The 14160-nt window shown below is 67.8% G+C and carries 15 protein-coding genes; 13 read left to right on the top strand and 2 right to left on the bottom strand.

What is annotated here, in order from left to right:
* Window positions 1-4: 4 nt before the first annotated feature.
* From ABZS29_RS26040 to ABZS29_RS25995, 10 genes are all read left to right on the top strand, one after another.
* Window positions 5-1387 (top strand): folylpolyglutamate synthase/dihydrofolate synthase family protein, encoded by a 1383-nt coding sequence (locus ABZS29_RS26040; RefSeq protein ID WP_355465427.1) that lies wholly within the window; start codon window positions 5-7, stop codon window positions 1385-1387.
* A complete protein-coding gene (locus tag ABZS29_RS26035) occupies window positions 1384-1743 on the top strand; it encodes a DUF4233 domain-containing protein (RefSeq protein WP_355465426.1) in 360 nt (119 codons plus the stop codon). Before ABZS29_RS26040 ends, ABZS29_RS26035 begins: the two co-directional genes overlap by 4 nt.
* A gap of 3 nt (window positions 1744-1746) precedes the next feature.
* The gene (ndk, locus tag ABZS29_RS26030) at window positions 1747-2157 is read left to right on the top strand and encodes a nucleoside-diphosphate kinase (protein WP_355465425.1); all 411 of its coding nucleotides are present in this window, start codon (window positions 1747-1749) and stop codon (window positions 2155-2157) included.
* Window positions 2158-2411: 254 nt separating this feature from the next.
* Complete coding sequence (locus tag ABZS29_RS26025) at window positions 2412-3440, top strand: rod shape-determining protein (RefSeq protein ID WP_132413477.1); 1029 nt, start codon at window positions 2412-2414, stop codon at window positions 3438-3440.
* A 2-nt stretch (window positions 3441-3442) separates the two neighbouring features.
* Window positions 3443-4375, top strand: coding sequence for a rod shape-determining protein MreC (gene mreC / locus ABZS29_RS26020; protein ID WP_355465424.1), 933 nt, complete (start codon window positions 3443-3445; stop codon window positions 4373-4375).
* A gap of 1 nt (window position 4376) precedes the next feature.
* Entirely contained in the window at window positions 4377-4916 is a 540-nt protein-coding gene (mreD, locus tag ABZS29_RS26015) for a rod shape-determining protein MreD (protein ID WP_355465422.1), read from the top strand.
* Window positions 4906-6960: a penicillin-binding protein 2 gene (mrdA, locus tag ABZS29_RS26010; protein WP_355465420.1), complete on the top strand. Its 2055-nt coding sequence runs from the start codon at window positions 4906-4908 to the stop codon at window positions 6958-6960. Before mreD ends, mrdA begins: the two co-directional genes overlap by 11 nt.
* The gene (rodA, locus tag ABZS29_RS26005) at window positions 6960-8126 is read left to right on the top strand and encodes a rod shape-determining protein RodA (protein ID WP_355465418.1); all 1167 of its coding nucleotides are present in this window, start codon (window positions 6960-6962) and stop codon (window positions 8124-8126) included. Before mrdA ends, rodA begins: the two co-directional genes overlap by 1 nt.
* Before the next feature lie 80 nt (window positions 8127-8206).
* Window positions 8207-8959, top strand: a complete 753-nt coding sequence (locus tag ABZS29_RS26000) for a hypothetical protein (protein WP_355465416.1) — start codon at window positions 8207-8209, stop codon at window positions 8957-8959.
* A 55-nt stretch (window positions 8960-9014) separates the two neighbouring features.
* On the top strand, window positions 9015-9455 hold the full coding sequence (locus tag ABZS29_RS25995; protein ID WP_355465415.1) for a carboxymuconolactone decarboxylase family protein: 441 nt from the start codon (window positions 9015-9017) through the stop codon (window positions 9453-9455).
* Here ABZS29_RS25995 and ABZS29_RS25990 read toward each other — a convergent pair.
* Together ABZS29_RS25990 and ABZS29_RS25985 are read right to left on the bottom strand one after the other, a co-directional pair.
* Complete coding sequence (locus ABZS29_RS25990; protein WP_355465413.1) at window positions 9452-10126, bottom strand: LuxR C-terminal-related transcriptional regulator; 675 nt, start codon at window positions 10124-10126, stop codon at window positions 9452-9454. The genes ABZS29_RS25995 and ABZS29_RS25990 overlap by 4 nt on opposite strands.
* Window positions 10127-11785: an AAA family ATPase gene (locus ABZS29_RS25985; protein ID WP_355465411.1), complete on the bottom strand. Its 1659-nt coding sequence runs from the start codon at window positions 11783-11785 to the stop codon at window positions 10127-10129. It lies immediately after the preceding gene.
* A 118-nt stretch (window positions 11786-11903) separates the two neighbouring features.
* Between ABZS29_RS25985 and ABZS29_RS25980 the strand changes: the two genes are divergently transcribed.
* The 3 genes from ABZS29_RS25980 (at window position 11904) to ABZS29_RS25970 (ending at window position 14135) form a co-directional block, all read left to right on the top strand.
* A complete protein-coding gene (locus ABZS29_RS25980; RefSeq protein WP_355465409.1) occupies window positions 11904-12470 on the top strand; it encodes an RICIN domain-containing protein in 567 nt (188 codons plus the stop codon).
* A 288-nt stretch (window positions 12471-12758) separates the two neighbouring features.
* Window positions 12759-13151: a hypothetical protein gene (locus tag ABZS29_RS25975; protein ID WP_355465407.1), complete on the top strand. Its 393-nt coding sequence runs from the start codon at window positions 12759-12761 to the stop codon at window positions 13149-13151.
* Between the two features lie 240 nt (window positions 13152-13391).
* Window positions 13392-14135, top strand: a complete 744-nt coding sequence (locus ABZS29_RS25970; RefSeq protein WP_355465405.1) for an alpha/beta fold hydrolase — start codon at window positions 13392-13394, stop codon at window positions 14133-14135.
* Window positions 14136-14160 lie beyond the last annotated feature (25 nt).

The following is a 14160-nucleotide window of genomic DNA, read 5'->3' as shown; positions in this document are numbered from 1 at the left end:
CCTGATGAGCGACCTCTCCTACGCCGAGGTATCGGCACGGCTCCAGGCCCGCTGGCCGGAGCAGAAGATCGACCCCACGCTGGACCGGGTCCAGCGGCTCGTCGAGTTGCTCGGCGATCCGCAGAAGTCGTACCCGGTCGTGCACCTGACCGGGACCAACGGCAAGACCTCCACGGCCCGGATGATCGACTCCCTGCTGCAGGAGGCGGGGCTGCGGACCGGGCGGTTCACCAGCCCGCACCTGGAGTCGGTCCGCGAGCGGATCACGCTGAACGGCGAGCCGATCAGCGAGGAGCGCTTCGTCGAGACGTACGCCGAGATAGAGCCGTACCTCGACGTGGTCGACAGCGAGCAGGAGCACCCGCTGTCGTTCTTCGAGGCGATCACCGGGATGGCGTTCGCGGTCTTCGCCGACGCCCCGGTCGACGTGGCGATCATCGAGGTCGGCCTCGGCGGGACCTGGGACTCGACCAACGTCGCCGACGGGACCGTCTCGGTGATCACGCCGGTCGCGGTCGACCACGCGCACATCCTCGGCGCGGATCCGGTCACGATCGCGCGGGACAAGTCCGGAATCATCAAACCCGGCGGTACGGCGGTGGTGTCGCAGCAGAGCCTGGACGTCCTCGAGGTACTGATGGCCAAGGCGGCCCAGGTCGGCGCACCGATCGTCCGCGAGGGACTCGAGTTCGGCGTGGTCAGCCGTTCGGTCGCGGTCGGCGGTCAGCTGATCTCGCTGAAGGGCATCGCCGGCGAGTACGACGACATCTTCCTGCCGCTGCACGGTGAGTACCAGGCGCACAACGCCGCCACCGCGGTCGCGGCCGTCGAGACGCTGTTCGGCGCGACCGAGGAGACCGAAGGGCGGGTCACCACCGAGCTCCTTCAGGCCGGCTTCGCCGAAACGTCCAGCCCGGGCCGGCTCGAGGTCGTCCGGACCAGCCCGACGATCATCGTCGACGCGGCGCACAATCCGCACGGTGCGCAGGCGACCGTCGAGGCGGTCTCCGAGGCATTCGCGTTCCAGCCGCTGATCGGCGTACTGGGTTGTATGAAGGACAAGGACGTCTACGGCCTGCTCGAGGCGTACGAGCCGATCATGGAGACCGTGATCTGCACCCGGAACAGCTTTCTCGAGCGGTCGATGCCGGCCGAGGAGCTCGGTGAGCTCGCGGCCGAGATCTTCGGCGAGGAGCGGGTGCTGGTCCGTCCGCACCTGATCGACGCGATCGACGACGCCATCCGGCTCGCCGAGGAGGGCGCGATCGCGATGGGCTCCGGCGGCGTCCTGGTCACGGGATCGGTCGTCACGGCTGGCGAGGCCCGCACCTTGCTCGTCCGCAAGCCCAAAGAGGCTGAGCGCTTCACCGTGGACGGCGGCGAATGAGGTCACTCGCATCCATTGTTCTCGGCTTCGAGGCGTTGCTGCTCGCGCTCGTCACTCCGGTGATGATCTCGGTCGCGGACGTTCGCCCGGCTGTCGCGCTTCCGGTCTGTCTCGGCCTCGCCGTACTGGCGATCCTGTCGGCGGGTCTGCTGCGCAACCGGACCGGCTACATCCTCGGCTCTGTCGTCCAGGTCGGCGCCGTCGGCCTGGGCTTCGTCGTACCGGTGATGTTCGTGCTGGGGATCGCCTTCGCGGCCTTCTGGGTGGCGGCGATCGTGCTCGGCCGCCGGATCGAGGAGGCCAAGCGTGCACAGCAGGTAGGCTCTGCCGCCCCGACTACTTCTAGAGAGAGTTGACAGATGTCGCAGCGCACCCTGGTCCTGCTGAAGCCCGACACGGTCCGCCGCGGGCTGGTCGGCGAGGTCCTCGGCCGGTTCGAGGCCAAGGGACTGTCGATCGTCGCGATGGAGTTCCGCACGATCGACGGTGAGACGGCCGACCAGCACTACGCCGAGCACGTCGAGCGCGATTTCTACCCGCCGCTGCGCGCGTTCGTCACCAGCGGTCCGCTGGTCGCGCTGGTGCTCGAGGGCGACGAGGCGATCGAGGTCGTCCGCGCGCTGAACGGCGCGACCGACGGCCGCAAGGCCGCCCCGGGCACGATCCGCGGCGACCTGTCGCTGTCCAACCGCGAGAACCTGGTGCACGGTTCCGACTCCCCGGAGTCCGCCGAGCGCGAGATCAAGATCTGGTTCCCCGACCTCCCGTAGTCACCCCCGGACATTTGAACGGATATCCGTTCAGGTTGCCCCTTCTCCGTTCATATTTTGAGGGGAGAAGGAGCGCATTCAGGGGTTATCCGTTGAAATTCCTTCGGGTGGCGGGGATCGACCCGGTGGCGCTCGGGGAGTGAGGGAACAGATACGATGCGTGCTGGGCAGACGGGTCGTGTCGGTCCCCGGGTGGCGCTGGGTCCGCGTCTAGCCTGAGAGTCCCGGACCCGAGCAGGTGGAGGGCCCCCGAGATGGCGAACAGCATGCTCGGCCGCGACATGGCGGTCGACCTCGGAACGGCCAACACCCTCGTCTACGTGCGAGGGCGTGGCGTCGTCCTGAACGAACCGTCCGTGGTCGCGACCCGGACCGACGAACCGCGCGAGGCCGTCGCGTTCGGTCACGAGGCGAAGAAGATGATCGGCCGGACGCCCGGCAACATCACCGCGATCCGGCCGCTCAAGGACGGCGTGATCGCCGACTTCGACGCCGCCGAGCAGATGCTGCGCTACTTCATCCAGCGGGTGCACCGGCGCCGGTACTTCGCCAAGCCGCGGATCGTGGTCTGCGTGCCGTCGGGGATCACCGCGGTCGAGCAGCGCGCGGTCCGCGACGCCGGCTACATGGCCGGCGCCCGGAAGGTCTACATCATCGAGGAGCCGATGGCCGCGGCCCTCGGCTCGAACCTCGAGGTCCGCGACGCCACCGGCAACATGGTGGTCGACATCGGCGGCGGTACGACGGAGGTCGCGGTGATCTCGTTCGGCGGCATCGTCACCAGCCAGTCGATCCGGGTCGCCGGCGACGCCATCGACAAGGCGGTCGTGAACTACTGCAAGAAGGAGTACTCGCTGCTGCTCGGCGAGGCGACCTCGGAGCAGATCAAGATGACGATCGGCTCGGCGTTCCCGACCACCGACGGGCCGGACAGCGAGATCCGCGGCCGGGACATGATCTCCGGGCTGCCGCGCACGGTGAAGGTCTCCTCGGCCAACATCCGGCAGGCGATCGAGGAGCCGATCACCGCGATCGTCGACGCGGTGAAGGCGACCCTGGACAAGACCCCGCCGGAGCTGGCCGGTGACATCGTCGACCGCGGCATCGTGCTGACCGGCGGCGGCGCGCTGCTGAAGGGTATGGACGAGCGGCTCCGGCACGAGACCGGGATCCCGATCCATGTCGCGGACAACCCGCTGGACGCGGTCGTCCTCGGGGCCGGCAAGTGCGTCGACAACATCGAGACGCTGAACCGGATTCTCGTCACCGACAACCGGCGCTGACCATGCTCAAAGACCTCGGTGCCCCCGCGCGAGGCCTGGTCCGGTCGGCCGGGGTTCCGCGGGAGGTCCGGCGCCGCCGGACGATTCTGGTCCTGATCATCCTGGCCTGTTTCACGCTGATCGTGCTCGACGCCCGCCGCTCGGCCGGTTCGCCGGTGGAGCCGCTGCGGTCCGGCGCCGCGGCCGTCTTCGGCCCGCTGGAGTCGACCGCGAGCTCGGCCCGGCAGCCTGTGGACAACCTCCGGGACCGCTTCGCGGAAACGGATAGGTTGAAGGCAGAGAACGAAAAACTCCAAGCGGAGAACGACAAGCTCCACCAAGAGCTGAACACCACCGACTACGCACGCAACCGGGCCGGCGAGCTGGACGGCCTGCTCCGGCTGGCGCCGAAGTTCACGATGACTCCGGCGCGGGTGATCGGCATCGGCAGCCTGCAGAGCTTCAACCACACGGTCACGATCGACGCCGGCACGGCGGACGGCGTTCGAGCGGACATGACCGTGGTGAACGGCAGCGGTCTGGTCGGCCGGGTGGTGCGAACCACCGAGTCGACCGCGACCGTGCTGCTGATCGGCGACCGTAACTCGACGGTCGGTGGACGGTTGAACTCGACGCTGGCGCTGGGATTCGTCTCCGGTCGCGGCGAGCTGGCCGGGACGCTGGACTACAAGCTCGTCGACCTGAAGGCGAAGCCCCGGGTGGGGGACCGGATCGTCACCTGGGGTTCGAGCGGCAATGCGCCGTACGTGCCTGGTGTCCCGATCGGCGTCGTCACCTCGGTGTCGGCGACGGCGGGCGGCCTCGGAACGACCGCAACGATCAAGCCGTACGTCGATCCGACCCGGATCGACACTGTGGGAGTGGTGACCGGTCCGCCGGCCCGCCCGCCACGAACTCAACTGAAGCCCACAACGACAGCAGGGAAGGGGAGTTGACGTGATTGCGCTAAGGATCGGGTTGGCGACCCTGCTGCTGATGCTGGCCGTCACCATCCAGATGTCCGTGCTGACCAACATCGCGGTCGCCGGTGTGACCTGTGACCTGGTACTGATCGTGGTGATCGCGCTGGCGCTGTCGCGCGGTCCGGAGTGGGGTGCGATCGCCGGTTTCGTGGGTGGTCTGCTGCTCGACGTCGTACCGCCGGCTGACCACACGGCCGGTCGCTGGGCGCTCGCACTGGCGATCGCGGGGTACGTCGCCGGTCTGATTCGGCGGGAGACCTCAGCCGGTCCGGTCGGTCCGCTGGGTGTCGCTCTGACCGTGGTCTTCGGTGCCGGGCTGTCCCTGCTGATCTACTCGGCCACCGGCGCGCTGTTGCACGATCCCTCGGTCGACTGGGGCCAGTTCGGCGTCCGGATCGGAATCGCGGCCGGGTACGACGTCGTCGGCGCGATCGTCGTCATCCCACTCGTGATGTGGCTGATGTCCCGGTTCACCGCGACTCGGGAGCGGCGGGTGATGACGCGTGAGTTTTGACTTCTTCGAGACGCCGCTGAAGGCCCGGCTGCGGCTGTTCGTGATCGGGGTGCTGGTTTTCTCCTTGTTCTGCACGCTGTTCGCCCGGCTTTGGTACATGCAGGTGATGTCGAGCGCCGACTACAGCCAGGCGGCCACGCAGAACCACACCCGTGAGGTGCTGGTCCCCGCACCGCGCGGCATGATCGTCGACGCCAAGGGCCGGACGCTGGTCGGCAACCGGGTCTCGCTGGTGATTACCGTCGACCGCTCGGTGCTGGCGAAGCTGCCGGACAGCGAGCAGACCCAGGTGATCGCCCGGCTGGCCAAGGTGCTCGGACAGACGCCGAAGGAACTGAAGGACCGCACGATGCTGTGCGGCGAGCCAGGCGCCTCGAAGCCGCCGCGCTGCTGGAACGGCACGCCGTACCAGCCGATCCCGGTCGCCAAGGATGTCAGCGAGCAGGTCGCGATCGAGGTGATGGAGCGCCGGGAGGACTTCCCCGGTGTCGGGGCCGATTCGCAGACCCTGCGCGCGTATCCGGCGCCGTACCACGTGAACGCGGCGCACCTCCTCGGCTATCTCTCGCCGATCACCACCGAAGAGCTGGAGAAGATCGACGAGGCCGGACAGGATTCGGTCCCGCATCGCTCCGACCTGGTCGGCCGGGCCGGCGTCGAGCGCACGTACGACGCGATGCTGCGCGGCGCACCCGGCGTGAAGAACGTCATCGTCGACGCCGTCGGGTACACGACCGGGATCGAGAAGCAGACCGCGCCGACGCCGGGCGCGACCGTGGTCAGCTCGATCGACGCGCGGATCCAGGCCGCCGTCGAGACGCAGTTGCGCGGCGCCCTGTTCAACGCGCGGAAGCAGTACGACAAGATCACCAAACGCAAGTACGCCGCCGACTCCGGCGCCGCGATCGTGATGGACACCAAGACCGGCCGGATCGTCGCGATGGCGAGCTATCCCGACTACGACCCGGGCGTCTGGGTCGGTGGGATCAGCCAGCGCGAGCTCGACGCGCTCTACTCGCCGAAGTCCGGGACGCCGCTGGTCTCGCGGGCACTCCAGGCCCAGCTGGCGCCCGGCTCGACGTTCAAGCCGATCACCACCGCGGCCGCGCTCGGCGCCGGGTACAGCACGAAGACCCGGCTGGACTGCTCGTCGTTCCTCGAGGTCGGTGACCGCCGCTTCAAGAACTACGAGTCCGCGTCCTACGGCATGATCGGTTTCGACCGCGCGCTGGCGATCTCGTGCGACACCTTCTTCTACCGGATCGCCTACGCCCTGTGGCTGAAGGAGGGCGGCAACTCCGGTGACATCAACGCCAAGGACCCGCTCGTCGACATGGCCAAGAAGTTCGGCCTCGGCACCCCGACCGGGATCGACCTGCCCGGTGAGGTGAGCGGCCGGATCGCGGACCGCAAGTGGAAGAAGCAGTACTACGACTCCCAGAAGGACTACTACTGCAAGCTCGCCGCCAGCCCGCCGGCCGGGACGTCGGCGTTCCTGAAGCAGTTCTCGCGGGAGTTCTGCGTCGACGGCTACCGCTATCGCGCGGGTGACGCGGTCAACTTCTCGATCGGGCAGGGCGACACGATCATCACCCCGCTGCAGCTGGCGGTCGTCTACTCCGCCCTGTCGAACGGCGGCACCTTGTACGAACCGCGCGTCGTCGAGTCGTGGAAGGGCGCCAACGGCAAGACCCACGTGATCAAGCCGAAGGTGAAGGCCAAGCTGCCGGTCTCGGCGAACAACCTGCGCTACATCGACAAGGGCCTCAAGGAAACCGCCCGCAGCGGTACGGCGGCCTGGAAGTTCGCCGGGTTCCCGCTCGACACGATTCCGATCCGGGCGAAGACCGGGACGGCCGAGGTCTACGGCAAGCAGACCACCTCGTGGCTCGCGTCGTACACGGATCGCTATGCCGTGGTGATGATGCTCAGCCAGGCCGGTACCGGTTCGGGTGCCGGTGGTGACGCCGTCCGCAAGATCTACGAGACGCTGTACGACATCAAGCCCGCACCGCCGGCCACCGATCCGAAGAAGCCGCAGTGATGGCCACCCTGTCCCCGATCCGGACCAGGCCGCGGGCCGACCGGCGCTCGACCGTCTGGCAGCTGGACTGGATCCTCGTGCTCGGCGTCGTCGCGCTGTCGTCGATCGGTGCGCTGCTGATCTGGTCCGCGACCCACAACCGCGAGTCGCTGACCGAAGGCAACCCGCACTTCTTCCTGCTCCGGCACGCGATGAACTTCGCGATCGGGCTGATCCTCGCGGTCGGCGCCGCGGTCACCGACCCCCGTCGGCTCCGCCTGCTGGCCCCGGTTCTGTACGTCGGCGCGATCATCGGACTGATCCTCGTCCTGGTGCCCGGAGTCGGTGCGGTGATCAACGGCTCGCGGTCGTGGATCCAGCTGCCGTTCATGTCGGTCCAGCCCAGTGAGTTCGCCAAGCTCGCGGTGATTGTCGGGATGGCGCTGCTGATCGCGGAGAAGGGCGAGACCGACCGGAACGCGACCGCCCGGACGATCGACATCGCGCAGGCCGTCGGGGTCGCCGCGCTGCCGGTCCTGCTGGTGATGCTGCAACCCGACCTCGGCACGGTGATGGTGCTCGGGTCGATCGTCTTCGGGATCATCGCCGTCTCCGGGGTGCCGAAGCGCTGGATGCTCGGCCTGATCACCGCCGGCGTGGTGGTCGCGGCGCTCGCGATCCAGTTTCAGATCCTGAAGACGTACCAGATCGACCGTTTCACGGCGTTCGCGAATCCCGACGGGGACCTGCAAGGCACCGGCTACAACGTGAACCAGGCCCGGATCGCGATCGGCAACGGCGGCGTGTTCGGCCAAGGACTGTTCCATGGCAGCCAGACGCAGAACGCGTTCGTCCCCGAGCAGCACACCGACTTCGTCTTCACCGTCGCCGGCGAGGAGCTCGGCCTGATTGGGGCCGGGGCGATCATCGTGCTGTTCGCACTGATCCTGTTCCGCGGACTGCGGATCGCGATCAACGCCCGGGACGCGTTCGGTCGCCTGGTCGCCACCGGCGTCGTCTGCTGGTTCGCCTTCCAGGCCTTCGAAAACATCGGTATGACGCTCGGCATCATGCCGGTCACCGGCCTGCCGTTGCCGTTCGTCTCCTACGGTGGTTCGTCGATGTTCGCCGGCCTGCTCGCGGTCGGTCTGCTGCAGAACATCCACCTCCGCTCGCACAGTTTCTGATCCGGTACGCTGCTGCCTGCTCGGCCGCCGGGTGGACATGCTGTCCAGATGGCGGTGTGACTCCGCCACCGAGGAATTCCATGACCAGGTTCGTGTCGTCCTCCCTTGCTCTCGCCGCCGCTCTCACGTTCACGCTGTCCGCGTGCGGCGGGGGTGACGACAAGGGGTCCGCTCCGCCGACCCCGGCTCCCTCGGCGCCGAGTTCGACGCCGCCCGCAGCGGTTCCGGCGACCACCGATCCGGCGACGGGACTGGTCGTGCGCTCCGAAGCGGACCTGACCAAGGCGCTGCTCGAGCTGTCCGAGCTGCCCACCGGTTTCTCCCGTGAGCAGGACGAACCGGACGACGGCTCGAAGCCGCCGTTCTGGACGTCGAGCGGTCGCTGCACGACCTTGGTCAAGTACCTGAACGCCACGAAGGCGCCGGGATCGAAGGCGACCGTCAGCCGCTCGTTCTCCGGCGGCCAGGAAGGCCCCTACATCGAGTTCGGTTTCGACTCCCTCGGTTCGGTCGCCAAGGTCGCGAGCCTGCGCGAGAAGTACGCCGACGCGGTCTCGTCCTGCCCACGGGTCAGCATGCGCACCGAGGGCGACAGCAGTACGACGATGCAGGTCGACGAGCTCCCCGCTCCGAAGTACGGCACCGAGCCGTTCGCCTTCCGGCTGATGGGCGTCAGCGGTCCCAAGCGCGGACTTGAGTTCACCGCCCTGATCACCGGGGTGAACGACGTGATCCTGTCGGTCAGTGTGCTGGCCGGTGACGAGGCCGTGCTGGAGGCCGCCTCCGAGGCCGCGTCGACCAAAGCGCTGGCGGTACTCAAACCCGCCACGTGACCGAGGTCACCGCGCCGGCTGTCACGCCGTACGGGCGTCGTCTTGTCGAAGAGGTATGGAACAACGCAGCGACATGATGAAGGCCATGCCGGCCGGCGTGAAGGCCGTGTACGGCGTCGAAACCTACCTACAGAGCGTTCTGGACCACACGCTGCTGCACCTGATCAAGGTGCGCGCCTCGTTTCTCAACGGCTGTGGTTTCTGCATCGACATGCACACCAAGGACGCCCTCAAACAAGGCGAGACCACCCAGCGCCTGTTCGGGCTGGCGGCCTGGCGTGAGGCGGCGTTCTACACCGAGTCCGAGCGAGCGGCCCTCGCGCTGACCGACGCGGTCACCAAGCTGGGCGACCACGGTGTCCCGGACGACGTCTGGGACGACGCCGTCAAGCACTTCGGCGAGGAGGGCACGCTGAACGCGGTCCTCGCCATCGGCACCATCAACCTCTGGAACCGGCTCGCCATCACCACCCGGGCACAACCGCCGACGGCCTAGCCTTCGGGAACCCACTGGGCGATCCCGCGCCGGGAATCGACCAGAAGCTTGCGACGGGCGTTCTCGAGATGCTTCTCGACCGTCCGCACCGAACAGACTCGGCGGCGCGCGATCTGCGCGTCGCTGAGCCCCGACGCTGCCAGCCGCGCGACCTCCTGCTCGGTAGCCGTCAGGCTGGTCCAAGGACTCGTGTCCTCGGGGTCGTCCGGAGCGGCCGCGACTGGTTCCTGGTTCGCCACCAACGCTGCGAGGTCGTCATACCCGAGGGTTTGGGCAGCGGCGAAGGTCTCCGCGTAGGTCTCACGACCCAGTACGGCGACGGCCACCGACTCGGCATCTCCGTCCGCGTCCCGGAACGGTGGGAGCGCCGAGCTGGTCACGCCGTACCGCTCGCGCAGCCGACTCGCTCCACCCAGCGCGCGGCCGATCCGGAGGGCCGCATCCCGGTCGGCATGGGGAGCAGGCGCAGCTCGTTTCCTGATGGCCGCGCTGCCTGCCCAGGCCATCAGATGCATCAGGTACATGAGGCCCCAGTGGTCGCCCGGCTGCTGCCGAGGCGGAGTGATCGGGGGCAACTCGTTCGGGTCGCCGTGCCAGATCACTGCCAACCCGCAGATCAGGTGCGACCACGCGAAGGCCCACTCCGCGCCGGCGGCGGTCGTGTCGGCCACCTACTCGCCGGTGAGCTCGTGGGCTTCCTCGGACGAGCCGTACCAGTTGGCGGCCATGGCGGCGTACAGGAGTGCTGTTGAGCGCTCACCCCGGTACTGCGGTCCAGCCTTCTCGAAGGCAGTCATCGCCGTACGGAGGATGCCGATCGACTCGACCCGCCCTTCGGCGAAGAAGGCGTAAAGGCCCTCCAGCAAGGCGGTCAGGCCGACTCCGACCGCGCCGTCGACGGCAGGGCCGGTGCGGCTGAGTTCGAGCATCTCGCTCGCGGTGCCGAGATCGCCTCGGCCGAGTGCCGTCGCTCCGGCCAGCGTCACTGCCCACAGCCGTAGCTCGGGGGAGTGGGCAGCGGGAAGGCCGTTGCGTAGCCAGTCGACGAGCTCGCCCGAGTTGCCGAGGTAGTACTGCAGACGCAGCCTCCCCAGGCATACCGCGAGCTCGAGGCCCGCTTGTGCTTCATGGGGCGTCGCCGTGCTCCACGCCAGTGCGGCACGCAGGTTGGCGAGGTCGGTATGGCAGCCCTGGAGGTAGGTCAGCTCACGCGGGCTGAACCAGTCCGACGCCGCCTGGCGACCCATGGCGAGGAAGTGATCGCGATGACGGCGATGCTGCTCGGCGGGATCGCTCAGCTTGGCATACCCGTACTGACGCAGCGTCTCGAGCATGCGGTAGCGCGTCGTACGGTCGCTGCGGTCGGCGGTGACGATCGAGCTGCCGACCAGTCCGGTCAGAGTCCCGAGTACGGCGTCCGCCGGCAGATCGGGACCGGAGCCGACCGCCTCGGCCGCAGCGAGGTCCCAGCCGTTGTCGAAGACCGACAGCCGAGCCCACAGGTCGCGTTCTCGGTCACTGCACAGGCGGTAGCTCCAGTCCACGGCCGCTCGGATGCTGTGGTGCATAGGGTGCGCGCCGTGCCGCGGTCCGCCGCTCAGCAACTGGAGGTGGTCGGCGTTGTCCAGTCGGCCGAGGATTTCGCCGACCGTCTGACTGCGGAGGCCGGCAGCTGCTAGTTCGATCGCCAGCGGTAGCCCGTCGAGTCGGGTGCACAATTGTGCGGCCGCTGTCCGACTGCTCGGCTCCACGACCACACCGACCGACTTCGCTCGCTCCTCGAACAGTTGGAGTGCCTCCGACCGCCCGCCTGTCGTCGACAGGGGCGGTACTTCGAACAGCTCTTCACCCAGGCATCCGAGCGCCTCGCGACTAGTGGCCACAATCTGCACGCTTCTGGTGGTTCCCAGCACCGCACTGACCAGCGCTCCGACAGCAACCACCACGTGCTCGCAGTTGTCGAGCACGAGCACCACCGGACCGCAGCGCTCCAACTCGGCCAGATGCGCGAGGATCAGGTGGCGGATCGACTGCTCGGTCACGATCTCGACCCCGAGCGTCCCCGCCACCGCCCGCTCGACCGCCACGTCACTCGCACCACCCGGTACGCCGGCCAGCGTGCACCATCGCACTCGGGTCTTCACCGACGTCCGCGCCAGCGCCCGCATCAACCGCCCGGCCAGTCGCGTCTTCCCGACGCCGCCCGGTCCCACCATCGTCAGTAGCCGAGTGCCTTCCAGGCGCACCAGCCCGGCCCGGATCACCTCGGCCCTCCCCACGAACGAGGTGAGCTCAACCGGCGTACTGGTCGGATCGTTCGTGTCCCCCACCCGAAGGTTGTACAGCGCGACGGGGTCACAAAGTACGTACTCGGTTACGTACTGCTACGGGTGCGCGGCGGCGGTGCGGCAGACCATCCTGAGAGCTCGCCCAGCACAAGGAGAACAGATGCAGAAGAGCAAGCTCCGAGCGGTTGTCGTCGCGGTGGCAGCGGCAGTTCTGCTCGCCGCCGGCGCCGGCACCTCGAGCGCTGTTCCGGCACCTGGCAGCGGCGGTCCGGCGCCGCAGCGAGCCATCGGCAAGGCCGCCGCAGTCTTGGGACCGTTCAAGATCCAGAGCAGGCTGACCGGCAAGTGCCTGACCAATCCTGCGATGAGCCACACGCAGGGACAGGGAATGATCCAGTGGGACTGCAGCAGCGGGGCGGCTCCGGATCAGCAGTGGTTTCTCTACCAGTCGAACATCACCGGCGTCTACCAGATCGTCAACGCCGTCAGTGATCAGTGCCTCGCGGTGCCAGGTGGCAGCACCCAGAACGGCCTCCAGTTGATCCAGTGGCCGTGCGGCAACTTCCAAGACCACTTCTGGGCCAAGAGCCCGGGGTCGCAGCTCACGAACTGGGGCACTGAGCAGCAAGTGGGTCTCGGCGCGGGCTCCGGCAACGGCGTCGCCATCGTCCAGAACTACCCGTGCGGATGTGCTGATCAGTACTGGGACATCGTCAATCTGCTCTGACGCCGCACGGTCGCGGTCGACAGATACTGGTCTGGACCGGCATTCTGGTGGTCAGCGGCCAACGAAGTGGAGTCAACGTGCGGTGCACCGAACACCTGGTCAGTTGTCCGACCCCGGCTGACCCCTTCCGCGCCACCGTTGCCACACGTTCCGCCGACGAAGTTCGGCACCGCCCGGACAGCACATCCCAAGCCGGTACGGCCCCCGCCGATGACCGCGGCGTGATCGTGGCCTGCGCCTGGTAACGCCACCGGCAGGCCGTCCCCACCGACAACGAAGGAGAACGGCATGACGCTGCGTTCACGAGTGGGCTCGTTACTGCTGGCGACCACCATGGTTCTCGGATCGACGCTCGTACCGGCGCTGCCGGCCGGTGCGATCCCACCCGGTTGCACGGACGAAGACCACCGCTGGGTCGACAGTTGGCGGAAGCTGGTGCTGCGGCGCTGCCCGTCGGACCACCCGGGCTACCGCTACCAAGCGCGGCTCGAGAGCAGTAACGACGGCAATCAGATCGCCCTCTACTACATGCCGTACTACAACCATCCGAACCCGATCCAGGTCCGCGAGAACGTGACGCTGACCGTGACCGACATCTTCACCGACTACTTCTACGGCATGCCCGGCGAGCTGCAGGCCTGCTACATCGGGCCGCATGGGGTCGATACCTGCACCTGGTGAGATGCGGGCGGGATGAAGAACCGGTGCCGGGATAAGGTTTGGTGCCGCCTCGATCGACAGACCGCCCCGCCTGTCTGCAGGCGGTTCTCGTGTGGATCGAGTGAGGAGAGAAGTAGCTGTGAGGCGACGTACGCGGGCGACCAGCAAGACGATGCTGGGGGCACTGCTGCGAATTCTGGCCGACTTCGATGTTCGGGTCCGGAAAGTGCAATGACAATCTGCCGGTGAATACTGAGTCCTATGCGACTCAACTATGTAGAGACTGGCCCAACTGACGCACCGGTGGTGCTGATGGGCTCGTCACTCGGGGCGGCGCACACGATGTGGGCGCCGCAACTCGAGGCCTTGTCGGCCCGGTTTCGGGTGATCGCGTTCGACCATCGCGGACATGGCGGGTCCGAGGCGCCGGCCGGGCCGTACACGCTGGACGAGCTCGGCGGCGATGTCGTCGAGTTGCTCGACACACTGGAGATCGACCAGGCGTCGTACGTCGGGATCTCGCTCGGCGGCGCGATCGGGTTGTGGCTGGCGCAGAACGCGCCCGAGCGGTTCCACCGGTTCGCGGTGTTCTGCCCGCCGACCAACCTCGCGGCGAATCCGCAGCCGTGGCTGGACCGCGCGGCGCAGGTCCGGGCCGAGGGCACTCAGGCGATCACCGAGGCGACACTCGGCCGGTGGTTCCGGCCTGACTTCACCGATGTCGAACCGGTGCGGCAGATGCTGCTCAGTACGTCGGACGAGGGGTACGCCGCCTGCTGCGAGGCACTCGCCGGGACGAACCTGCTGCCGCGACTCGGCGAGATCAGCGCGCCGGTCCTGCTCGTGACGACCGACTCGGACACCTCGGTTCCGCCGGAGACCGTCGTACCGCTGGCCGGTCAGATCCCCGGCGCGCACCTCGAGATCATCGAGAACGCCGCCCACCTGGTCACCTATTCGCACCCCGAGATCGTCAACCCGTTGCTCTTGACGCACCTGGGCTAATCTGGTGGGCGTTCCATCCTCGACC

The organism is Kribbella sp. NPDC005582 (assembly GCF_040605415.1).
GTDB lineage: Bacteria > Actinomycetota > Actinomycetes > Propionibacteriales > Kribbellaceae > Kribbella.
This window is presented reverse-complemented; position numbering and strand designations above follow the sequence as displayed.